This window comes from Paenilisteria portnoyi (genome assembly GCF_014322795.1).
In the GTDB taxonomy this organism is placed as follows: Bacteria; Bacillota; Bacilli; order Lactobacillales; family Listeriaceae; genus Listeria_A; species Listeria_A portnoyi.
This window is the reverse complement of record NZ_JAASTT010000014.1, coordinates 1-21,963: the sequence shown is the minus strand read 5'-3', so window position 1 is coordinate 21,963 and position 21,963 is coordinate 1. Positions and strand designations below refer to the sequence as shown.

General features: G+C 41.2%; 21 protein-coding genes and 2 pseudogenes. 20 read left to right on the top strand and 3 right to left on the bottom strand.

Features of this window, described 5'->3' with window-relative positions:
- Positions 1 to 125: 125 nt before the first annotated feature.
- Positions 126 to 2,411, top strand: a complete 2,286-nt coding sequence (locus HCJ66_RS10315; RefSeq protein WP_343068991.1) for a 5'-nucleotidase C-terminal domain-containing protein — start codon at positions 126 to 128, stop codon at positions 2,409 to 2,411.
- 61 nt (positions 2,412 to 2,472) lie between these two features.
- On the opposite strand, the gene rnjA is transcribed toward HCJ66_RS10315, so the two are convergent.
- Together rnjA and HCJ66_RS10305 are read right to left on the bottom strand one after the other, a co-directional pair.
- Entirely contained in the window at positions 2,473 to 4,140 is a 1,668-nt protein-coding gene (gene rnjA / locus HCJ66_RS10310) for a ribonuclease J1 (RefSeq protein WP_181677258.1), read from the bottom strand.
- 6 nt (positions 4,141 to 4,146) lie between these two features.
- Positions 4,147 to 4,356 carry a DNA-dependent RNA polymerase subunit epsilon gene (locus HCJ66_RS10305; RefSeq protein ID WP_187133047.1) on the bottom strand — a complete coding sequence of 70 codons (210 nt, stop codon included), beginning with the start codon at positions 4,354 to 4,356 and terminating at the stop codon, positions 4,147 to 4,149.
- Positions 4,357 to 4,907: 551 nt separating this feature from the next.
- Between HCJ66_RS10305 and HCJ66_RS10300 the strand changes: the two genes are divergently transcribed.
- From HCJ66_RS10300 to HCJ66_RS10245, 12 genes are all read left to right on the top strand, one after another.
- Positions 4,908 to 5,678, top strand: a complete 771-nt coding sequence (locus tag HCJ66_RS10300) for a Cof-type HAD-IIB family hydrolase (protein WP_187133046.1) — start codon at positions 4,908 to 4,910, stop codon at positions 5,676 to 5,678.
- A gap of 521 nt (positions 5,679 to 6,199) precedes the next feature.
- Positions 6,200 to 6,496, top strand: coding sequence for a WXG100 family type VII secretion target (locus HCJ66_RS10295; protein ID WP_187133045.1), 297 nt, complete (start codon positions 6,200 to 6,202; stop codon positions 6,494 to 6,496).
- 75 nt (positions 6,497 to 6,571) lie between these two features.
- Positions 6,572 to 6,844 carry a TIGR04197 family type VII secretion effector gene (locus HCJ66_RS10290; RefSeq protein ID WP_187133044.1) on the top strand — a complete coding sequence of 91 codons (273 nt, stop codon included), beginning with the start codon at positions 6,572 to 6,574 and terminating at the stop codon, positions 6,842 to 6,844.
- Positions 6,845 to 6,847: 3 nt separating this feature from the next.
- Positions 6,848 to 7,189 carry a DUF3958 family protein gene (locus tag HCJ66_RS10285; RefSeq protein ID WP_187133043.1) on the top strand — a complete coding sequence of 114 codons (342 nt, stop codon included), beginning with the start codon at positions 6,848 to 6,850 and terminating at the stop codon, positions 7,187 to 7,189.
- Positions 7,186 to 8,544 carry a T7SS effector LXG polymorphic toxin gene (locus HCJ66_RS10280; RefSeq protein WP_187133042.1) on the top strand — a complete coding sequence of 453 codons (1,359 nt, stop codon included), beginning with the start codon at positions 7,186 to 7,188 and terminating at the stop codon, positions 8,542 to 8,544. Before HCJ66_RS10285 ends, HCJ66_RS10280 begins: the two co-directional genes overlap by 4 nt.
- Positions 8,537 to 9,259, top strand: a complete 723-nt coding sequence (locus HCJ66_RS10275; RefSeq protein WP_187133041.1) for a hypothetical protein — start codon at positions 8,537 to 8,539, stop codon at positions 9,257 to 9,259. Before HCJ66_RS10280 ends, HCJ66_RS10275 begins: the two co-directional genes overlap by 8 nt.
- Positions 9,260 to 9,591: 332 nt before the next feature.
- Complete coding sequence (locus tag HCJ66_RS10270) at positions 9,592 to 9,699, top strand: putative holin-like toxin (protein ID WP_077912427.1); 108 nt, start codon at positions 9,592 to 9,594, stop codon at positions 9,697 to 9,699.
- A gap of 301 nt (positions 9,700 to 10,000) precedes the next feature.
- Positions 10,001 to 11,899, top strand: a complete 1,899-nt coding sequence (locus HCJ66_RS10265) for an OPT family oligopeptide transporter (protein WP_187133040.1) — start codon at positions 10,001 to 10,003, stop codon at positions 11,897 to 11,899.
- 178 nt (positions 11,900 to 12,077) lie between these two features.
- A complete protein-coding gene (locus HCJ66_RS10260; protein ID WP_181677252.1) occupies positions 12,078 to 12,422 on the top strand; it encodes a PqqD family protein in 345 nt (114 codons plus the stop codon).
- A gap of 431 nt (positions 12,423 to 12,853) precedes the next feature.
- Positions 12,854 to 13,507 carry a hypothetical protein gene (locus HCJ66_RS10255; protein ID WP_187133039.1) on the top strand — a complete coding sequence of 218 codons (654 nt, stop codon included), beginning with the start codon at positions 12,854 to 12,856 and terminating at the stop codon, positions 13,505 to 13,507.
- Between the two features lie 148 nt (positions 13,508 to 13,655).
- Positions 13,656 to 14,096: a hypothetical protein gene (locus tag HCJ66_RS10250; RefSeq protein ID WP_187133038.1), complete on the top strand. Its 441-nt coding sequence runs from the start codon at positions 13,656 to 13,658 to the stop codon at positions 14,094 to 14,096.
- Entirely contained in the window at positions 14,089 to 14,289 is a 201-nt protein-coding gene (locus tag HCJ66_RS10245; RefSeq protein WP_187133037.1) for a hypothetical protein, read from the top strand. Before HCJ66_RS10250 ends, HCJ66_RS10245 begins: the two co-directional genes overlap by 8 nt.
- 19 nt (positions 14,290 to 14,308) lie before the next feature.
- Here HCJ66_RS10245 and HCJ66_RS10240 read toward each other — a convergent pair whose 3' ends face one another.
- Positions 14,309 to 14,848 (bottom strand): TetR/AcrR family transcriptional regulator, encoded by a 540-nt coding sequence (locus HCJ66_RS10240; protein ID WP_187133036.1) that lies wholly within the window; start codon positions 14,846 to 14,848, stop codon positions 14,309 to 14,311.
- A 124-nt stretch (positions 14,849 to 14,972) separates the two neighbouring features.
- Between HCJ66_RS10240 and HCJ66_RS10235 the strand changes: the two genes are divergently transcribed.
- The 7 genes and pseudogenes from HCJ66_RS10235 to HCJ66_RS10205 all read left to right on the top strand — a co-directional run.
- Positions 14,973 to 15,899 carry a ketopantoate reductase family protein gene (locus HCJ66_RS10235; protein WP_187133035.1) on the top strand — a complete coding sequence of 309 codons (927 nt, stop codon included), beginning with the start codon at positions 14,973 to 14,975 and terminating at the stop codon, positions 15,897 to 15,899.
- Positions 15,900 to 16,346: 447 nt separating this feature from the next.
- Complete coding sequence (locus HCJ66_RS16435) at positions 16,347 to 18,011, top strand: hypothetical protein (protein ID WP_187133034.1); 1,665 nt, start codon at positions 16,347 to 16,349, stop codon at positions 18,009 to 18,011.
- Positions 18,012 to 18,028: 17 nt separating this feature from the next.
- A complete protein-coding gene (locus HCJ66_RS10225; RefSeq protein WP_187133033.1) occupies positions 18,029 to 18,928 on the top strand; it encodes an ankyrin repeat domain-containing protein in 900 nt (299 codons plus the stop codon).
- Between the two features lie 148 nt (positions 18,929 to 19,076).
- Positions 19,077 to 20,498: an HNH endonuclease gene (locus HCJ66_RS16160; RefSeq protein WP_246438632.1), complete on the top strand. Its 1,422-nt coding sequence runs from the start codon at positions 19,077 to 19,079 to the stop codon at positions 20,496 to 20,498.
- Positions 20,495 to 20,986 carry an SMI1/KNR4 family protein gene (locus HCJ66_RS10215; protein ID WP_187133032.1) on the top strand — a complete coding sequence of 164 codons (492 nt, stop codon included), beginning with the start codon at positions 20,495 to 20,497 and terminating at the stop codon, positions 20,984 to 20,986. Before HCJ66_RS16160 ends, HCJ66_RS10215 begins: the two co-directional genes overlap by 4 nt.
- Before the next feature lie 177 nt (positions 20,987 to 21,163).
- A pseudogene (locus tag HCJ66_RS10210) lies at positions 21,164 to 21,466 on the top strand (hypothetical protein); the annotation flags it as partial.
- Positions 21,467 to 21,507: 41 nt separating this feature from the next.
- A pseudogene (locus HCJ66_RS10205) lies at positions 21,508 to 21,963 on the top strand (pre-toxin TG domain-containing protein); the annotation flags it as partial.

Sequence of the window (21,963 nt, the reverse complement as noted above, 5' to 3'; positions counted from 1 at the left end):
TGTTTTTTTAAGGAGAGATTGTGTTGTAAGTCTTGTTTTGTTTTGCTACAATAGTAGGGAAAGTTTAAAACGCTTACAAGAGATGCATAGGAGAACATAATGGAAAAAGGGAGGCTTTTATCAACGTGAAGAAATTTTATAAAAAGGGCTTGAAAGTGGTTTTGGCTGCTGGGCTGGTAGTAGGAATTGGGAGTACTGCATTTAGCGGAGAAGGGGGCGCAGTCGAGGCTGCGGTAGATCCGAATCTTGTACCAGTGCAAATATTAGGCGTCAATGACTTTCACGGGGCGCTCGATACACCTTCCAGCTCGCCACTAGGAAAAATTGGTGGGGCGGACTACTTGGCGACAAACTTGAACAACACAGAGGCGGCGTTTTTAACAGCGAACGGTTTAGCGGATAATACAGCTGGAAATTCGGTGCGTGTACAAGCTGGCGATATGGTTGGCGCGAGCCCAGCGGTTTCTGGATTGTTGCAAGATGAGCCAACGATTAAAGTGCTGAATCGGATGAAATTCGAAATTGGAACGCTTGGAAATCATGAATTTGATGAGGGATTAGCGGAATATAAACGCATTTTAGACGGTGGGGATACGACAGGATTCAATGAAATCACGCAAAATTACGATCATGAGGCGTCGGATATGTCGATTGTTGTTGCGAATGTGGTGAATAAGTCGGATGGCGCGATTCCGTATGGCTTCAAACCGTACGAGATTAAAAATATGGGTGGCGTGGATGTTGGATTTATTGGCGTTGTGACAACTGAAATTCCGTCTTTAGTACTCGCGAATCATATTCAAGATTTCAACTTCTTGGATGAAGCGGAGACAATCGCGAAATATTCAGCGGAGTTACAAGCAAAAGGTGTGAAGGCAATCGTTGTATTGTCGCACGTTCCAGCGCTTACTCCAGGCAACCCGACGAATGGGGAAGGCGCGGTTTCTGGCGCTGCGGTTGACATGATCAATAAAGTAAACCAAATTGCGCCAAACAATAGTGTGGACCTTGTTTTAGCGGGGCATAATCATCAATATACGAACGGTAAAGTTGGCAATACTCGTTTGGTGCAGAGTTATAATAATGGGAAAGCGTATTCCAACGTAACTGGCGTACTAAACAAAACGACAAAAGATTTCGAGACAACGCCGAGCGCGGAGATCAAATATAATTTACAAGATGTGACGCCAGATGTGGCAGTTCGCAGTGTCATTGACGAGGCATATGCGCTTGTAAATCCAGTCATTAGTAAGCCAATTGGGCAAATGGACAGTGCAGTTATGACGCGTGATACGAATGCAGATAACGAATCTCCGCTCGGTAATTTAATCACGGATGGTCAACGCGAAATGGCGAAACAAGCTGGGATTGCGGTTGATTTTGCCATGACGAATAACGGGGGAATTCGCTCCGATCTAGTTGGAACTGCCACGAATGGTTCGTTTGCCGTGACATGGGGCGCAGCGCAAGCCGTACAGCCATTCGGAAACATTTTGCAAGTGGTGGAGTTGTCTGGCGCAGATATTATCGAAGCGTTGGATCAGCAATACGACGAATCTGAGAAGTACTTTTTACAAGTATCTGGCTTGAAATACACGTATACAAAAAATGATGCTGGCGAAAAACGTGTGGTGGATGTGGTGAAGGAAGATGGCACGAAGCTAGATGCGGCGGCAACTTACCGCGTTGTCATCAATGATTTCTTATTTGGCGGCGGCGATTCATTCTCGGCCTTCACGAAAGGAAAACAAGTCGATGTTATTGATCCTGACACGGATACGTTTATTAATTACATCCAGTCACAAAGCCAACTTGTAACGCCTGAGCTTGGTCGTAAAACATTCAAAACAGAGGCTGAAATAGCGAAGGAAAAAGAGGATGTGGCGATTCAGGCAATCACGGAGGGCACGGTTTTCGTGTCTTATAAAGAAAAAGATGCCGTGTTCAAAGGGAAAACAGTTCCTGGTGCAACGGTTACTGTGGATACGCTAGCGGTGAAGGCGAAAGCAGCACCAGTTGTAGCGGATGCAGATGGTAATTTTGAAATCGATATGAGCGGTGAGAACTTGAAAGAGGGCGATACGTTCGGCGTGACGGTAATGGATGCGGACGGCTATAGTAAAGCGTTCACGGTAGCAGTTATGGCCGCAGATCCAGTTGACAATGGCGGCGGAGAAGAAGTTCCTGGGGATAATAATGGGGGCACAGAAACACCAGATGTTGACGGTGGAACAGTATCGCCAGAACCAGTTATTCCTCCTGCAACCGGTGGCAAAGTCGAATCTGAAGTAGTTCCAGTTAAAAACACCAACTTGCCACAAACTGGCGACCAAGATCAAACAGGCGCAATGCTTGGTGGACTTGTCCTAGTTGGAATCGGCGTTTATTATTTAAGACGTAAAACAGCATAAAGAAACACCAGAACAGCTAAGGAGTTTAGACTCGCAACTGTTCTGGTGTTTTTGGTTTATACTACACTTCCATAATGATCGGTAAAATCATCGGACGGCGTTTTGTTTTTTCGTATAAGAATGGTTGAAGCGTGTCTGTGACTTCGTTTTTTATCTCAGACCATTGCGTTGTTTTGCTGTCCATCACTTTGTTGAGATGGCGGCGTAACAAGCCCTGTGCCTCATTGATCAGGTTGCCGGATTCGCGCATGTAGATGAAACCGCGTGAAATGATGTCAGGACCCGCCATGACTTTATTTTTCGCAGCGCTGATAGAAACAACGACGATCACTAAACCTTCTTCGGATAAGACACGGCGATCGCGCAATACGATATTACCGATATCGCCAATTCCGCTACCATCGATATACACGTTTGCTGCTTGGATTTTACCTGCAACATGCGCGGTATCGGCAGTTAGGGCTAGCACGTCTCCGTTTTCCATGATGAAGCTATTTTCGTGTGGAACGCCACAGTAAAACGCGGATTGAGCGTGCATTTTTTGCATCCGGAACTCACCATGAATCGGCATGAAATATTTCGGTTTCATTAGACGAAGCATCAGTTTCTGTTCTTGTTGGCCACCGTGACCAGATGTGTGAATGTTGTTGACTTTACCGTGAACAACTTCTGCACCAGCTTGGAAAAGTAGATTGATCGTGCGGTTTACGCTGATCGTATTTCCAGGAATTGGTGATGAGGAGAAAACAACAGTATCGCCAGGTTGAATTTGAATTTGGCGATGGGTACCATTCGCAATACGCGAAAGAGCTGCCATTGGTTCGCCCTGACTACCAGTACAAAGAATCGTGACTTCATTCGCAGGTAGTTTATTCAATTGACCCCATTCGATAAACGTATCTTTCGGCGCTTGAATATAGCCAAGTTCGATACCAATCGTGATCGCAGAATCCATACTACGTCCGAAAACCGCAATTTTACGACCAGTTGCGACAGATGATTCAACAACTTGTTGCAAACGATAAATGTTGGATGCGAAGGTAGCGAAAATAATCCGACCATCAACATCGCGGAAAATATTTTTGATACTTTCCCCAACGATACGCTCACTCATTGTAAAATTAGGCACTTCTGCATTGGTGGAATCTGAAAGGAGACATAGAACGCCTTCTTTGCCGATTTCCGCCATTTTTGTTAAGTTCGCTGGTTCGCCAACAGGTGTGAAATCGAATTTGAAATCGCCTGTATGCACGATATTACCAGATGGCGTTTTGACAACGATACCATAGGAATCTGGGATACTATGCGTCGTTGCGAAGAAGGAAATACTTGTTTTGCGGAATTTGAAAACGTCCTCTTCCTCAAACTCATAAATCTTCGTTTGGCGCAGTAAACCGTGTTCTTCTAATTTGTTACGGATAAGTGCCGCCGCGAGTTTCCCAGCGTAAACGGGGATGTTCAGTTCTCGAAGCAAGTAAGGAACGCCACCGATATGATCTTCGTGACCATGCGTGATGAACAAACCTTTAATTTTTTCTTTGTTTTTGATTAAATACGTGTAATCAGGAATAACATAATCAATGCCTAGTAGTTCGTCCTCTGGGAACTTGATACCAGCATCGATGAGGATTATTTCGTCCTGAAATTGCACGCCGTAAGTGTTTTTTCCGATTTCGCCTAGACCACCAAGTGCGAAAACGGCTGTTTCATTATTTTTTACGAATTTCATAGCGTATTACTGCCCCCACAGTTGGAAATCTTCATTTTGTTTTTCGTATTGTAGGTGTGCCTCGCTCAATTGTTCTATTAGCTCGATATGGAAGGGTTGGTCTTTTAGAATAACGCGCACTTCTGGCACATCTTTCGCTTCCACATAGATGGAATGTGTTTTTTCTCTGACAGGTGTTTCCGTTTTTGTTGCTTGATAATAAACTTTAAAAATCATTTTTTTCTCTCCTTTATGTTTCGTTATTATTCATTAGTAAAAATAGCATTGCTCCTCATTTGCAATCTATTTACATAACAGGTTCATGGATAAGACGGGTGAGGCTCGTTAAAAGGGCAAAAAGAAACAATGGTAGCCGCGTGTCTGTTTGGCTACGATTTTAGAATATAACATGACATTCTGCGTTTTTTTCGCCTACTCCAATTGAATACCATTATTCTGCGCATTTTAAACAAAATGGGCAGAGAATGATTTCAATTCACGGTAGGTTCAACGAGTCACTTCTTTGTGAAATCAAGATCCGAACTTTTATCCTTGAGTTCTAATATACCATAAAAAACGATAAATGCTACTACAATATACTTAAATTGCTCGAAAAAGTGATGGGAAGCTGGAAAATCGTGTTTTTGAGTGACTGCATGTGATTATAAAAGGCTGATATAGAAGATACTATTTTTGCCCGCTAGTGTACTTTTTTTGGTATACTGGATGGTGAGATTAGTAAATGGGTGCACTTTTTCCCGCAAATTTGGTCTGAGGAGATTGGAACTATGAAGAAAATTGTGTTTTTTGATGTAGATGGTACGTTGGTAAATGACAACAAGGAGATTCCAGATTCAGCTAGAAAAGCAGTGAAGGATCTGCAAGACAAGGGCGTTTACGTGGCGATTGCATCTGGACGGGCTCCTTTTTTATTAAAGGATATATGTGAGGAACTGAATATTAATTCATACGTGAGTTTCAACGGGCAATATGTTGTTTTTGAAGGGGAAATGGTGTTTGATAATCCGTTACCGCAGGCGTCGATGGAGCGTTTGATTGAAGTGACGGAAGAGCGCGATCATCCACTTGTATTTATGAATGAGGAGACGCTACGTACGAATATTCCTGATCATCATAAAGTGCACGAGGGCATGAATTCGCTTAAAGAGGGGTATCCAGAGCTTGACGCGGAATTCTATAAAGGCCGGACGTTGTATCAATGTCTGCTGTTTGCGGATGAGAGCCATGACGCCTTTTATAAAGAGAATTTCCCTGAATACGGTTTCTTGCGCTGGCATGATGTGTCGATGGATGTGGCACCGGCCAATGGTTCAAAAGCAGTAGGGATTCGTGAAATGTTGAAACGCTTGGATTTTAAAATTGAGGATGCGTATGCGTTTGGCGACGGTCTCAATGATATTGAAATGTTGCAAGAAGTTGGGACTGGAGTCGCGATGGAAAATGGACGTGACGAAGTGAAAGCGGTGGCCGATTTCGTGACAGATTCCGTGGATAATGATGGGGTTTTGAAAGGGTTACAACGATTGGGATTACTATAAAAAAGGCGGTAAATCCAATGATGAGTTCGCTATTTTTGTAGTACTAAACGAGAAATTTGAATCAACTGGAAACAGCGCTTTATCGGATAATCTTTATTTGAAAATATTGGGAAAATCGTGGTGTAATAGCGAAAATAATACTAGGTCGGTGAAACCAGTTGATGCAACTAGTCTCGCCGACTTTTATTTCGGTTTGCCCCTAATTTACAAGATTGTTTTCAGTTCAATTATCGCCTTTTGGTGTAAAAAGGCGAATTAAGATTCATATTCAACTTTAAAAGGCTTCGGTTTGTATTACACCCAAAATGTTAGATTTAAAAATCTAGCGTTTGGGTGTATTCTTTTGATTAAAACGTATAGCAGAAATGAAATTAGAGGTTGTACAAAAAACTCAGTGGCAGATCTGAAACATCTATATTTTAGGAAAGTGTATGTGGATTATAAAAAAGCGTATACAAATCTACCGGGTTATGATATAATTTTCCTGTTACATATTTATACAAAAAAAGGAGATGGATTGGATGTCAGGTCAAATTAGAATGAGTCCAGCAGAATTACGAGATCGCTCGAAAACGTATGGTCGCAAAGGACAAGATATTGAACAAATTTTAAGAGAATTAGAGCAGCTACAAGAACAACTACGTGGAGAATGGGAAGGGGAAGCTTTCCGCAAGTTTGATGATCAGTTCCAGCAACTGAAACCAAAAGTAACGGACTTCTCCAATCTAATGCATCAAATCGAGCAACAATTGTCTAAAACAGCGAATGCTGTGGAAGAAAACGATGCAAACCTATCACGTAACTTTGGACTACAATAAAGCGTGACAGGACGCTACATTGCCATGCGGAAACGTGTGGCTTTTTTAATAATAGTTAAAAAGAGGTGACATCAGATGCGTGGAGAAGTAGCGAGTAATAGTAGTATAGCACAGAGCCAAGTAGCTACCTTACAACAAGCAGTTGCAGATGCGAACGACACACAAAACCCAAATACAGATACACAAACGACGCTACAAGGAAACACGAAGCTACATAGTATCACGGAGCAAGAAATGGATATGGTCGGTCGGTTTCGTACGGCATTTCAAACAGATGCAGCCAACATTGGACGAGTAGCACAAGCAATGGAAATACAGGATCAACAACTCGCTCAAAAGGGGGAGTAAATAGTGGATAAAGTAGACGAAATCAACCTGCAAATCAACCGTCTGTCTGAAGTGAGCTATGAAGCAGAAAATACACAACGCCAATTAAAGCGTACAGAAGAAGCTTTGGGGATGCACGTCCACCGAAAGGCCCGTTTTTTTGATACGTTACAAGATTATTGGCGGACAGGAGACATGGCACATCGCGTTGCCGATAGAAAATGGCAGTTGCAAAGACAAGAACACCAAACCTTCGACACCTTGGCAGAAAAACAGGCAGCGGTTCGTCGTCAAATACGGACATTCGAAACAGAAGAAGACGACTTATATCGAGCTAGAAAACGAGCATGGGAGGAACTCGAATGAGCGTGAATATGTTTTTAGGGAGCGCAGATGAGCAAGCGACAGCGATTGGGAACGTTTGCCAAGCGCAAATCTCAGAAATGGAGAAAGTCAAAGAAGCGATTACACAATTTACGGCCGAGACAGCTTTAAAAGGACAAGCGTACGACAGCGCGAAGCAGTATTTCGAAGCAACGTATGTCCCACTTGCGAATGGTTTTATATTGATTGCCGAAGCACTTCAAAAAGCCGCTAAGCAATTGGCAGAGGAATATCGGGCAGAGGTGGACGGCAACTCATTGCAGGAAGACGCCTTACGAAATCAGATTCGACAGTTGGGCGATTTGATTGAGGAGAGTAACATGTGTTTTGCGCCCTCTGCAACAGCATTAGTAGGGACGGGAATAAGTGCTAATCCGTTTCTGCCATTTTATGAAGATCAGAAGCGGGAGATACAAGAGAAATTGGATAAGTTGATGGCGTATGACGGCAAATCAGCAACGCTAATCACGGAAGTAGCGAGTTTGATGACTTCTGTGGAGACTGGGTTAAGAGAGGTTGGTAGTGGGAAAGGATTTAATGCGAGTACAGGAAGTTTTAGTATTTTAAATTTGAATATGAACTGGGCGGATGCAGTTTCGGGAGTATTTTCAAGTGGTGAATACGGTGGAAATCAGGGATCTCCAAGTTATACTTTAAAAAATGGTGACACAGAAATAAAAAAAATATTAAAAAATCATTTTCCAGACATGACTGAAAAAGAAATGAAGGATTATTTGGATAAACTAAATGATGAAGGATGCGGGTATGTGGCGTTAGTTAATGGTTTTTTAGATCAATACGGAGGTACAGAGAGAGAGTTTGAGAAGGAATTTGGCTTTCCAATGTACACGAAGAAAGACAATGGCGAAAAGACATTAAATTACAATTATTTACTTGTTGATTTGTATGCATCAGAGGACAATCATAATAAAAAAGGCATTTGGTTCTGGAGTCACGATGAATTAGATGAAGATGAGGATGCCTCAGATATAGACGGATATGGGACTACCCAAGAGTCAAGGGAGTATCGTTTCAATAGGTATTTAGATAAGCACGACATGGAAGTTGAGTTTAAGAATGGAGTTCCGCCTAGTATTTCTAATTATGATAAATATAGTGATAATGATGAAGAAATTATATTGTCAATGAGCCCTGTAATTCTTGAAAATAAATCTGGTGATGTAGTCGAAAATATGCAAGGCGGACACGCAGTGAGTGTTACAGGAAAAACGGATGATGGTAGACTAATTGTATCATCATGGGGAACCAAATATTATGTGAGTGTTGATTCCAATGAATATGAACGTCTTGAAATGCAGGTGGTTACTTATGATTAAAAAAATGAAATCTATTGGAGTATTATTTGTTTTAGTATTATTAGCAGGATGTGTTAATAGCGGGAGTGATAAAACAATGGAAAATATAAAAGCGGTGAATAGCTCAATTTATCCTACATCAGATTTTAATGTAAAAAAAGCAATGGAAAAAGGAATCGGGGAAAAAGAAAGCTATGCCAATTTACAGAATATATACATGTACTATTTGGGACAATACTTAAATTCATTATATGATTTTAAAAGAACTGATGATATATTAAACACTCAAAGTTTTCAAACAGTTGGTAAAAAGGACTATTATCAACAACTAAGTCAGATAGACTCTCAATATTTCTATATTAGAAACAATATTCATTGTGAGCGTCTAGACGAAAAATCTATTAACTATTTAAAAAAAATAGGTAAGAGAGAGCAAGATGAAGAGGCAAGATCCATCATAGAAAAAACATATGTAGATGTACTTTCTATACAATTTGAGAATGCTGGAAAAGAATATGACACCTCATATGAAAAAAGTAATAGTGGTAATAGACGGGTAAAGAATACAGATTTAGTTTTATATGTGAAATATGCTAATGTAAAAAAAGATGATGCTAATTATGTTTTAGAAGGAAATCGAGAAGCAAAAATTATATCCGAAGTTTCAGAAGAGGTAAAAATAGGTTTAGAGAAAAAATTATCCTGTGGTATCAGTATATTTAATATATCGTGGTAAGGCTATATGTCCAGAGTATAAGAAAAAGTAATTATAAATTACATTACATGTGGGGTAGAAAAGAGGCAGAAGCACATACCTTCATATATAATTCAACTTATCTTTGTCCCTAGTCCGCCCTTAAAAGTGTATTTGTATAGTTACATGTTAAATATTCACAAAACGCTTTAAATGTTATTGCGCCAATAGTCGCGCTTTCCAAATGACCGTGTAGGCATCCAGATGGTATAATAGTCGTGTAGAGTAAGGTGTGTAAAGGATGGTGGCCTTCCAATTGAAGGGAGTGATGCTTATGTATATAGGCTATCAAATCTGGAGAAAGGAAATGTCTGATGTCAGTTGCAGAATCGATTATGATGGCACTTGGGTTTGGAATGTTTATTCTATCCTTCCTCAAGCTCGTTATCGTAATGGTGCAAGCAATGAAAAACGACAAATAAAAAACCATCTGATTATACCCTGACCGGAGATTAGATGGTTTTTACAACATGTAAACGAAAGTCACCGTCTTTGAAGCGGCTTACGTTATTCTATACTAGGGAGTCGTGTACCACCACGGCTCTCTTTTTATTACCCTAAGTATAACATAACGATGCGTCATTACTCAAGCAGTGATTGTCTATTTTTGTTCTTTTGTCCAGATTTCCTTTGCGAAAATAATGAAGTAGCGTTAAAATAGAAACTGAATCTTTGCTTTAAAGGAACAGAGATTACACAAAACATAAAAGGAGTAGTTACAAAATGAGTGATAAAATGGGTAGCAAGAAATTTCAGCCTTACATACCTGCTTCCAAATCACTGCCGGAATTGACAGTTACAGCCATTGTTCTTGGTATTATTCTTTCAATTTTGTTCGGTGCGGCAAATGCCTACTTAGGGCTTAAAGTAGGTTTGACGGTATCAGCGTCGATTCCAGCGGCAGTTATTTCGATGGGGATTTTGCGTGGTATTTTTAGACGGGATTCTATTTTAGAAAATAATATTGTACAAACGATGACGACGGCGGGGGAAGCGCTCGGTGCTGGTGCGGTGTTTACCATTCCTGCGTTGTTCATGTTGGGCGTCGATATCAACCAAATTATGCTGGTATTTATCGTGCTAACCGGGGGATTCCTGGGCGTGTTCATGATGGTGCCGCTGCGTAGAATGTTGATTGTTAACGAACATGAAACGTTGCCTTATCCAGAAGGAACGGCCTGTGCGGAAGTTCTGAAAACGGGTGAAAAAGGTGGCGGTGCACAAGCGAAACTCGTCGTATTTGGTTTCGGAGTTGGTGCGCTTGTAAAAGTTCTTACAGATGGTTTCAAAGTGTTCCGAAGTGATGTGCAGACGGGGATATATAATTTCCAGAATGCCTTTATCGGGACGCAAATTTATCCGGCCTTGCTCGGTGTTGGTTTCATTATCGGACCGAAAATTGCGGGTCAGATGGTGGCCGGTGGTTTTATGGCATCGCTCGTTTTGATTCCATCGATTGCGTTTTTCGGTGCTGGGAGTTCGGATGTGATTTTCCCAGCGACAGAGGCATTGAAGAATTTAGATGCGAGTATGATTTGGGATAACTATATTCGTTATATCGGCGCGGGCGCGGTTGCTGCGGGTGGTCTGATTACACTTGCAAAAACGATGCCAGCGATTGTTCAGACACTTCGCAGTACGATGGTTAGTCTGAATAAAAATAAAGGTCAGAAAATGCTTGAAATTGAGCGTACGGATAAAGATATTCCGATGAAATGGGTCTTGATTGGGATTACTGTGCTAATCGTGATTATCGCGTTTGATCCGTTCACGAATGTGGGGATTATTGGCGCCTTGGCGATTGCGATTTTCGGATTCTTATTCGTTACAGTGGCATCACGGATTGTTGGCATTGTCGGCAGTTCTTCGTCACCGGTTTCGGGGATGACGATTGCGACGCTTTTAATTGTGGCGATTGCTTATAAATCGTTTGGTTACAGCGGTACAGAAGGCATTGTGTTGACTTTGACGGTTGCCGCGATTGTTTGTACGGCACTTGCGGTTGCGGGTGATATTTCACAAGATTTGAAAACGGGGTATCTCGTTGGTGGGACGCCTTGGAAACAGCAAGTTGCGATGATGATCGGTGTTATCGCCAGTGGTCTTGTCATGGGTTATATTTTGACGTTGCTAGATAACGCATATGGCATGGGTTCTGAGGCTTTGCCAGCTCCAAAAGCAGCGTTGATGAAAATTCTCGCAGAAGGTATTTTGAATGGTAATCTGCCGTGGACGCTCATCTTTATCGGGGTTTCGATTGCCGTTGTGATTGAATTCCTAGGCATGAACTCGCTTGTTTTCGCAGTAGGTCTATACTTGCCGCTAAACATCAGTGCGACGGTTATGTTCGGTGGATTTGTACGTTTGATCGTAAACCAAGTAATCAAGATGAAAAAGGATAAGGAAAAAGCAGAGCGAATCGAGCGTGGGACATTGTTTGCGTCTGGTTTAATCGCAGGGGAATCGTTGCTTGGCGTTATAATCGCGTTTGTGATTTCGATTAACCCGAATATTATTCCGACCGAGTACTTGCTTTCGAATCAATGGTTACCATTCTTGGTGTTCTTGATTGTGTGTACGCTACTATACTTCTCTACAGTACCAAAAAAGAAGAAAGCGTAACGACAAACGCTCAGCTGCGTCGTTAAAGGCTCCGTTCCAGTGCTCGTGTACAAGTCGTACATTCCGCGCTGGTACTCGCCTTTGCCTAGCATCTAATCATTTGTCGCTCCGCTTTGGTTTGTAGGTACAGCATAGTTTCAGAGTGATAAATGTTTGGACATAAGGAGGGATTTATTCTATGCGAAAAAAAGAACGGCGCAATATGTTGGAGGAAATTCCAGTTTTGAAGGAGAATCTAGTTTTGGAAGTGGCGGAGCAGGAGAAGTATTTGATTGTGCCGCGTTCGGCTTGGCTCGAGCGCGTGGCGACGAAACTTTTGAAGCAGCCGACAGAACGACGTATTAAGCTTGATGAACATGGGTATTTTATTCTTTCGCAAATGGACGGGGAGACATCGATTCCAGAGATGGAGGAGCGGTTTTCGCGGACGTTTGGAAACGAGGATGGGATGAGTTTGTCGAGGTTAGTCCGGTTCTTGCAAATCATGGATTCGTATAGTTGGTTGCAGTGGAAAAGAGGATAAGGAGAGCGGCGGAGATCAGTTTTTGGTCTTCGCTGTTTTTGTTTTGTATGTATATTTAAAATGTGAATATGATAGTTGTTTTATATATGAATCTATTTATATCAACTATTTAAGCACGATTTATTAAATAGATTTTGATGAATAAAGTATATAAGTTATTTAATAATACATAAAAATGGATAAGAAAACGCTTACGTGATATAGTTAAGTTACTTCAAGGTAAGGAGGAATGTGGCATATGAAAGTTATTATTATAGTGTTGTATATCTTATTAGCGCTATTGGTGATTCTATCTTATATTTTTGGATGGATATCTGAAAGTGTGTTTGGCGCAGGCGTGGTTATAACGATTATGTTTGGATTGTTCATGAGATTTTACTTAAGGAGAGGGAGAGAGACACAATGAATTTGAAAAAATGGGTATACTGATAGTGACGATAATGTGTGCAGGGATGGTATTGCAGCCTATAGAATCCAAAGCGACGGAAAACAATGAAGAGGTCTTGCATTCCGATGATGAGACTAAATTAGTACAAGAAAATAAAAATAAATTCATAGTTTCTGATAAGGAGACTGGTGAAGAAACGAGGATTGTTTTAGACAAAGAGCATACAGGTGCAGAAATAATCTATGAAGATGGTGAAACAGCAAGTGTAGAATATAATATTGTGGAAGAGAACGGTACTGAAATTGTAACTACAATTATTGATGGTGAGGAAGTTGCTACTACTGAAATTGGGCCAGTCGAGTATGTAAATGATACAAAGCCATTACTAAAAGCGAGCTATGGAATGAAATTGGTAACAACGAGAAAAGTCACAGCCACTATTAATAAAGTAAATAGAGTTTCTGCCAATGTTGTTATGATTGGGCTGGGATTGGTTCCAGGATTAGGATACGCAGTTGCGGCATTTGCTTTGACTGGCTATCTTGTGAGTGAATTCGCGGGCAAGAAAGCCTATGTTATCATCAAACAATACGCGGATAATTGGAATTATAGAAATGATGCATGGATATATAAAGATAGTGGATATAAGAAATTGTTAGAAATTCAAAAAGGGATGTTGAAAAGACATTTCTCGTGATTGAATTATTTGTTGTATATGAAACGACTAGAAAGTCAGCGAATCAGTAAGGATGGCGGAGATCAGTTTTTGGTCTTCGCTGTTTTTTTATGATAAAGTGGAATGGGATAGTTTTACATAGGGAAATGGCAGAAAAGAGTGAATTCAGATGATAAAGAAATTAGTTGGAAGTTTGAGTATATTGGCGCTGGCGGGCTGTTCAGGGGCTGGTGATTATGAAATTGCTGTGAATGATAAGTATCAAATCGTGGCGATTAACACGATGGAGCATGACTTTGTGCGGAGGTATCCTGATGGGGCGATGGATAATGTGTTTAAGGTTGTCGTGGATGATACGGAAGAAATGATTGGGAATATGGTAGAAGTGGATTGGGATGAGGCGTATTTGATCGCTAAATCGGAGGAAGTTGGGGAACGTCGTTTGAAGCATCAGAATCCGCAGTATTGGATTTTTGATTTGGAGTGGGAGAAGCCTTATGGTCCGCTTGATTTGGATGCATTCACGAAACTTAAAGCGAAAAAGGGGATAGATTTGGAGTTGGTTCCTTATGAGGAGCGGATTAAGGACGAAGAGCGAAGTTATGAATAGAAAAATTTGGATGAATATTTTGGGATGTATGATTGCGGGGATCATTGGAGTTTTGATTTTTATTCCGGATTATGGCTTTCCTGATATGTATCGCATCCTTATTTTCATGGCAGTTTTTATGATTAATTTTTATATTAATAGGTATGTCCGTGCGCGGAAAAATAATAGCGAAAACCCACCGAATCAGTCGTGAATCGGTGGGTTTTCGTTGGTTATTTAACAGAGGACGTTCCCGAATTAACGAGTGTATCGATCAAATGAAATAATTGGTCGGGTGGTAAATCTTTTTGACGACGCTGCCAAAGACGAATCAGAGAAAACGCAGTCGAGATGTTGAATTCTAATAAATAAGGTGTCATCGCACTGTCTTTTGGAACACAGTGATCCAGTCCGTCAGAAAAAAATTCGTTCTTTAGCTTATCGGTAAAGTGAATGTTCCCGTAATCACCCAATAAGGCAGTTAGATACAATTCTTTTTCTTCAAAAAGTAGGAGGATGTCCTTTGACTTTGCGTCTGCTTGCTCCGTGTTTTTTACTTTTTCGCGGATATAGTCCAAAATATCATTTTCGATGAAGCTAAGTAAATCGTAGACGTCAGTAAAATATTGATAGAAGGTACTGCGATTATATCCGGACTTATTGGCAATTTCTTGTACGGTAATCTTTTCTACTGGTTTTTGACTGTAAAGTTCGCAGAAAACATTGATTAATGCTTGTCTGGTTTTTTTCGTTATTTCAGGTTGTTTTTTCATCTTAATCTCCTTTCATCGTCCAACAGATTTGAAGAAATTGTGGGTTGATGTGGCTGGCGTGACGCCGTATAATTCATTATACAACACGTTGTCGTATAGTCAATGTAATAGGAGGAGAATTGCTATGAAAATACTTATTTTTGGACGCGGTGCTATTGGAACACAGTATGCATGGGCGTTGGAGCAAGCGGGGCATACTGTAGAATTTTATGTTCGTGAGGGTAGGAAAGCGGAATATGGTTCGTATGTGGATTTGGAAATTTGGGATGCGAGGAGGAGTAAAAAAGATAGGCTGGTGAAAGAGAAATGGCCGATTGTCATGCATGAAGAGATAGCGGAAAATCATGACTATGATCTTATTTTTTTGAGTGTTAATCCAGAGCAAGTAGCAATTGCGGCAAAGTATCTTGCTCCGCGAGTTGGAAAGGCAACTGTGCTGTTTTTCTGTAATTTCTGGACAGATCCTCAAGTGGCGCTTCAGCCAATTCCGCCAAATCAAATTGTGTACGGTTTTCCGAATGCTGGTGGTGGATTTGAAGGTAGTAAGGTTTATGGTGGGCTTTACAAAGCTGTGAACTTGGGAACGTTTGAATCGGACTTTAGCAAAAGGGATTTGGAGGTTCAGGCTCTTTTTGCTGGTGCTGGGTTCAAAATTAAGACTTCGAAGGATTTTCAAAGTTGGCTCTGGAATCATTTCGCATTCAACACGGCAATGGAAGTGGAGGTGTTGAAAAGTGGGAGTTTTAAAGAGGCAGTCTCTTCGTCAGCATCACTAGCTGGAATTGGAAGCAACATGAAGGAAATTGTTCCGATTTTGAAGGCGAAGGGGTCGAAGTTGGATGTGTTAAGTCAGATTTTAAAAGTGTTGCCATCAAAACTTGTGGGCTTTTTTCTGAGTAAGCTCGTGTTTTCGCCTAAAAGTGTGAGTTATGCACTCGTGGCCCACAATCATTACAAAGTTGGTTATGCTGTAAGTGAAGTGATTGCGGAGGCTCGGAAATACGATATACGCGCGCCGCGGCTGGATGCTGTAGAACGATTTATTAAGTGAAGAAATAGAACATGATTTAAGTGATTTTATATGATGTTGGATGAACCGCTATTCGTTGAGAATAGCGGTTTATTTGATGTCGGATTTCTGAATATAAAATCATCTTGGTGGAGGACTGTATCATGATCCTTAGCAATGGATTTAGCTTTTTCAACGGCGTACACTAGGAGTTGATAGCTTTCTCATGGAATAATCAACACGTGGTTACCAGCTGCTGTCTTTGTACTTTTACCTTCGGGGGTTCTCAGTGTGTGGGATGAGTCTAAGGATAGGTGGGCAACTTTCTTGTGATGATCAAATTCTACTGTTCTAAGTCTTATTAATTATTGGGAAGGGAATATGACTTTTTAAACGAGTCATATTACGATTAAAGTTGTAGGCTTTTTTATTTTGCCTACGTTTGTTATACTGAGTGTGGAAGATACTAACATGGGGGGGGCAAGATATGTGGATGTGAAATATAAAGACAGTGAATGGGACAAGTCCAAAGAAGCTTTGGGAACAGTCATTGGACTTGGTGCATGGGGAAAAGGTGTCATCGATCAGTTGAAAAAAGTAAACAGTAATTTTGAAGATATTCAAAACGATATTCGAAAAGATGACCCAGATGGCGTGATTTCGTTTTCTTTTACAGATATGGAGAGCAAGTATCAAACCTTGTTCGAGAAAATAGAAGTACTTCATGATTACGCAGGGGATGCCGGAAATATGGTGGAACGCGTGATTGACGAGCCGTTTTATAAGGACATTGATAAGTTCGTCGAGAAGATGGAAGCTTTGTCGATTGATAATTATGAGACGAAGAACACGATTGGCGCGACAACGATAATTACGACAGGCGGATATGATTATGGCGGTTATGGCGCAACAACGACAACCGTGCCAAAAGACAAGATTAAGCTAAGCGACATCACGGCAGGGGATAACTTTTTTGCAGATAACTTGAAGGCATCGTTTGCGGACTATAGTAAGCAAAATCCAGACCAAGAATTTACGTACGAGGAGTACCAATCGGCGGTATCGAGTTCGCGCGCGTTTGAGTATGATTCGATTCGAGATGGCCAGCAGAATCTCGAATTATGGCGAGATATTGGCGCGGCCATCGTCATCATTGGCGTGAGTATTGTGTGTCCACCCGCAGGTTTGGCACTCGGCGTTGCGTATGGTACACTAGAATTGAGCAGCGCGGCGACGGGAAAAGACTGGATGACGGGACGCGAAATGGATGGGACGGAGCGCGCGACACGTGGGGCGTTTGCGTTGTTGGATATCATTCCGGGCGTGAAGGGAATACGTGCGTTTAGCCAAGCGACGAAAGCAGGTGGATTGGCTTTGGATGCCGCGCAAGTTGGCAGTAAGTTGACGTTGCGACAAACGGCGAAACAAGGATTATCTCATGTGGACGCGATGGGAAGACAGGCATTGCGTGAGAGTGCCGAGCGGATTCGGAATGTGCCGAGAGTTATAAGTTATGTGGCGAGTACCGTGAAGAATACCGCGCAGGAAGGCTTGACAACCGTTAAAAAAATGACGGCGAATTTCGGGGATAATAATATGCCGAGTTTGAACTTTGGTGGAGAGCGCTTGGTTGCGGATGGGTTTGGCATTGTTGATGATGCGGCTGTAACTTCTGAAAAGATAGCTAGGAGTACAACTAAAGTATCTGAAGTTGCTCGAGAAGGATTTGGTAGTTACGGACAAGATGTGTCCTATATGTCAGACTTTTTCAAAGGTGCAGATGAAGGTATAGAAAGAGGTGTTTCAGCACCAACACTCTATTCTGTTGACAAAGCAGATGGTGGAAAAATTTTCGTCTCGACGGATAAGATTAGGCAGCATCATTTTTCTGATATAGTAAATAATGCTGATGGAGAGGTCACTGTTTTGTCGGGTTCTCATGGAACTGCTGATGGGACTTTGATACCTGAAAGAGAGTTTTTTGATGCGGATATAAAGGCTTGGGGTGATACACCCAATGTTAATGTGTTAGATGTAAATTTATTATCCCCAGAACAGCTACAAAAAATAGTTACGGGTCCTGGAATGACCGTTTGTGCATGGTGCTATAGCGAAAGATCTGTAGATATACTAAAAGCTATGGGGCTAATATGAAGGAAGGGGTAAAGAGAATGGTTATATTTAAAGATTTGAGTTATTATTCCCATCAACATTACGAAAATGCAAGAAATATTGGTTGGTGTATTTCTGATGAGCATGTTGGAAAAAATACTAATGTTGATAAAGATTTGATACGCAATTTATGGGATTATATAAAAAGACCAGTAAATAAGACTAGAGACGCTATGTTAATTGAAGCGGTCGAATATAGTGATGAAAAACTTAATTTAGGTTTTGCGGAAATTAGAGTAATAGATAAAAATGGAGAAAGATACGCAGCTCCAGATTTGCTATTCTATTATATAGTAAATGGAATTTATACTCCACCACAATGTTTCATAGATGCTGTAATCAACGGACCAAAACCAGGAACTAAGATATATGAAGAGTATTTTGATAGATACAAAAAAGAAACACTGTGGGGGGAAGAAAGAGGCGTTGTAGAGGCTTCTAGCCAATTAACTTCACTCGTAAGAAATGATGATATTGAAGGTTTATTTGCTTCTTTCGGTAGGAATAGAGGAGATATAAATGTCATTACAGAAGAGGGGTCATTGTTAAATACAGCAATTATTGCTAAAAAAACTAGTGTAGCAAAATATTTGGTTGAAGCGGGTATAAATATTAATAAGTTTAGTGGGTCTGAGCTGAATTCTGCTATTGATAACAATGAAAATGAGGTTGTAGAAATTTTATTATCTAAAGGAATTTTTATCAATGTAGCTTTAATGTCTACTAACCCACTATTTAAAGCGATAGTACAAAATAATACCGAAGCTGTGAAATTATTGTTAAATCATGATATTGATATAAATATATCATATACTAATGAATTTGTAAGAAATATAACAGCTTTAGATATGGCTAAAAAGTATAATAACCCTGAGATATTAAAATTGTTAGGGATATAGGATAGAAGTATTAGGAATTGCTTTTACTGATATTGATATAAATCCAGATACTAATTTTGTGGATACTATTTTTGAGTTCAAACTCTTAGATAGTATCTTTTTTTGTTGACTACGACAAACGACAACCGTACCAAAAGACAAGATTAAGTTGAGTGACATCATGGCAGGGGATAACTTTTTTGCGGATAACTTGAAGGCATCGTTTGCGGACTATAGTAAGCAAAATCCCGACCAAGAATTTACGTACGAGGAGTACCAATCGGCGGTATCGAGTTCGCGCGCGTTTGAGTATGATTCGATTCGAGATGGCCAGCAGAATCTCGAATTATGGCGAGATATTGGAGCAGCGATTGTGATTATCGGCGTCAGCATTGTGTGTCCACCCGCAGGATTGGCACTCGGCGTTGCGTATGGTACACTAGAATTGAGCAGCGCGGCGACGGGAAAAGACTGGATGACGGGACGCGAAATGGATGGGACGGAGCGCGCGACACGTGGTGCATTTGCGTTGTTGGATATCATTCCGGGCGTAAAGGGAATCCGAGCGCTTAGTACGGCGACGAAGGCTGGTGGAGTGGCGTTGGACGCTGCGCAAGTTGGTAGTAAGTTGACGTTGCGACAAACGGCGAAACAAGGATTATCTCATGTGGACGCGATGGGAAGACAGGCATTGCGTGAGAGTGCCGAGCGGATTCGGAATGTGCCGAGAGTTATAAGTGATGTGGCGAGTTCAGCAGCAAATGCAGTGAAGACACAGATTGGAAAAGGTGCAATTCAAGCAAGTAAGCTCGCAGATGAGGTTGCGACAGCTGCGATAAATCTCAGTCCGCGAAGAATTGCACTTATGAAGGATACTGCGGGCGGGACTCATCTGGTCCATAATACCGCTGAAAATGCACATAGGGCTGAGAGCTTAGTAAGGAGTAAAATTAGTGGTGAACTTGTAGAGGGGCTGGCTCAAAAAGCGGGAAAGGATTTTCCAACAGTTAGATTAAAGGATACTATTGCAAGCGGATTTGATGAAGTAGGTGCTTTAAAAGAAAGATGGGTTGTGCCTAAAGGATACGATAGCCTTGATGACTTTTTGAAGGTTGTTGATGATACAACAATTAAAGATTTTGGTTACGATAGTATCGATGATTTTAAAACGGTAGTTGGTCATGTAGATGATTATTTAAAGGCTTCACCAAATAATAATATTTTAAATAAGGGGTTAGCAGGTGGAACACACATGAAAGGTATAGATTATGACGTGTTAGGATTCCCTATATTTAAGGGAGATGATATGAAATTTACTTTCAAATTAGGCGAAGATAAGTTTGTAGCATCAGATTCAAGTCAATTTAAAAAATGTACAGAAGTATTACAGGCAGCAATTAAACGTGGGGATATTCCTAAGGATATGTTTACGGCAAAACAGCTGGCTCAGATAGAGGCTGGTAAAGCAAGAATTAGCGGCTTAACTTGGCACCATCACCAGGTACCAGGGAAGATGCAATTAGTAAATTCACAAGCACATTCAGTAAATCATTTAGGTGGTAATACACTTTGGGGAGGCGGAGTAAGATGAGTAAAATAGAGTGGCAGTTTGCGGATGAGGCGGTAAGTTTGGAAGATGTTCTCACAGTTCAAAAAAATTTAGGAGTTAAGTTTCCAAGTGATTATGTGGAGTGTGTCCAAATAAATAATGGAGCAAGCCTAGAACCAGAATTATTTGAATTAGAGACGGGTGTTGAGAAGGTCTTTGGTACACTGCTTTCTTTTGACAATGAGAGTGATGAGTTTATTTTAGATGTTTTTAATGATTATAAAGCCACTTTACCAGCAGATGTTATTCCGTTTGCTTTTGATCCAGCAGGGAATCTGATTTGTTTTGATTATAGAAACAATCAAAACAATCCAACTGTGGTTTATTGGAATCATGAGAATGCTGGAGCAAAAGAGATGTTGATGACAGAAGAAGGCTTAGATATGACGCAGGTTGAGGAATTGTCAAGAGAAAATCTAACAGATGTAGCACCAACGTTCACAGCATTTTTAGATAAAATTCATGACTAGCTATTATGAATAAATTTCATAACTCCGCTTTTGTTTTCAGAGAAATAATACTGGAAGGGTAACACATTTTCGAACAAAATTTATAAGGTCTTAACTAAACCGAATCTTAGAATGAGGATGAATATTGAATAACTAAAGTGTTAGGGGTTTCTCTAGCCCTTTTTTTGAGATTTATTGAGTGAGTACGGGGTTTCGCTTGTGTTCGTGCAGGACGTGATGCAGAGTCTGCCGGAGCATGTGAAAACGGTTATTGATATTCGGGACGCGAAGAACGGGAATGTGCTGTTGGAGCAAGGCGAGCTTGTGAATCGTGCCTTTACGCTGGATCATTTCCCGGCGGATTTTGATAAAGAGAGTGTGAGTCGTGCGTTGGCGCCGCTGAATCACTTGCAGAATCTGAAAAATTCGATTCCGGAATCGATGACATTTTTAGAAATGTACGGTGTCGATCGCGTGGAAGAGCTTGGAATTAGCGCGCGTTTGAATATGATTCGATTCGAGATGGCCAGCAGAATCTTGAATTGTGGCGAGATATTGGCGCGGCCATCGTCATCATTGGCGTGAGCATTGTGTGTCCACCCGCAGGATTGGCACTCGGCATTGCGTATGGTACACTGGAATTGAGCAGTGCGGCGACCGGAAAAGACTGGATGACAGGACGCGAAATGGACGGCACCGAACGCGCGACACGAGGGGCGTTTGCGTTGTTGGACATCATTCCGGGCGTGAAGGGAATCCGAGCGTTTAGTACGGCGACGAAGGCTGGAGGATTGGCGTTGGATGCCACGCAAGTTGGTAGTAAGCTGACACTGCGGCAGACGGCAAAACAAGGCTTGTCTCACGTAGACGCGATGGGAAGACAGGCATTGCGTGAGAGTGCAGAGCGGATTCGGAATGTGCCGAGTTCGGCTACAAGTGCTGCTAAAAATCAAATTAGAAATGGTGCAGGTAATCTTGGTAAGGTTGCTGATTCCGCA

Coding starts and splice junctions, on each gene's coding strand:
- rnjA (WP_181677258.1), bottom strand. CDS start 4,140: ATGAAATTCGTAAAAAATAATGAAACAGCCGTTTTCGCACTTGGTGGT.
- HCJ66_RS10305 (WP_187133047.1), bottom strand. CDS start 4,356: ATGATTTTTAAAGTTTATTATCAAGCAACAAAAACGGAAACACCTGTC.
- HCJ66_RS10300 (WP_187133046.1), top strand. CDS start 4,908: ATGAAGAAAATTGTGTTTTTTGATGTAGATGGTACGTTGGTAAATGAC.
- HCJ66_RS10295 (WP_187133045.1), top strand. CDS start 6,200: ATGTCAGGTCAAATTAGAATGAGTCCAGCAGAATTACGAGATCGCTCG.
- HCJ66_RS10290 (WP_187133044.1), top strand. CDS start 6,572: ATGCGTGGAGAAGTAGCGAGTAATAGTAGTATAGCACAGAGCCAAGTA.
- HCJ66_RS10280 (WP_187133042.1), top strand. CDS start 7,186: ATGAGCGTGAATATGTTTTTAGGGAGCGCAGATGAGCAAGCGACAGCG.
- HCJ66_RS10275 (WP_187133041.1), top strand. CDS start 8,537: ATGATTAAAAAAATGAAATCTATTGGAGTATTATTTGTTTTAGTATTA.
- HCJ66_RS10270 (WP_077912427.1), top strand. CDS start 9,592: ATGTCAGTTGCAGAATCGATTATGATGGCACTTGGGTTTGGAATGTTT.
- HCJ66_RS10265 (WP_187133040.1), top strand. CDS start 10,001: ATGAGTGATAAAATGGGTAGCAAGAAATTTCAGCCTTACATACCTGCT.
- HCJ66_RS10260 (WP_181677252.1), top strand. CDS start 12,078: ATGCGAAAAAAAGAACGGCGCAATATGTTGGAGGAAATTCCAGTTTTG.
- HCJ66_RS10250 (WP_187133038.1), top strand. CDS start 13,656: ATGATAAAGAAATTAGTTGGAAGTTTGAGTATATTGGCGCTGGCGGGC.
- HCJ66_RS10245 (WP_187133037.1), top strand. CDS start 14,089: ATGAATAGAAAAATTTGGATGAATATTTTGGGATGTATGATTGCGGGG.
- HCJ66_RS10240 (WP_187133036.1), bottom strand. CDS start 14,848: ATGAAAAAACAACCTGAAATAACGAAAAAAACCAGACAAGCATTAATC.
- HCJ66_RS10235 (WP_187133035.1), top strand. CDS start 14,973: ATGAAAATACTTATTTTTGGACGCGGTGCTATTGGAACACAGTATGCA.
- HCJ66_RS10225 (WP_187133033.1), top strand. CDS start 18,029: ATGGTTATATTTAAAGATTTGAGTTATTATTCCCATCAACATTACGAA.
- HCJ66_RS10215 (WP_187133032.1), top strand. CDS start 20,495: ATGAGTAAAATAGAGTGGCAGTTTGCGGATGAGGCGGTAAGTTTGGAA.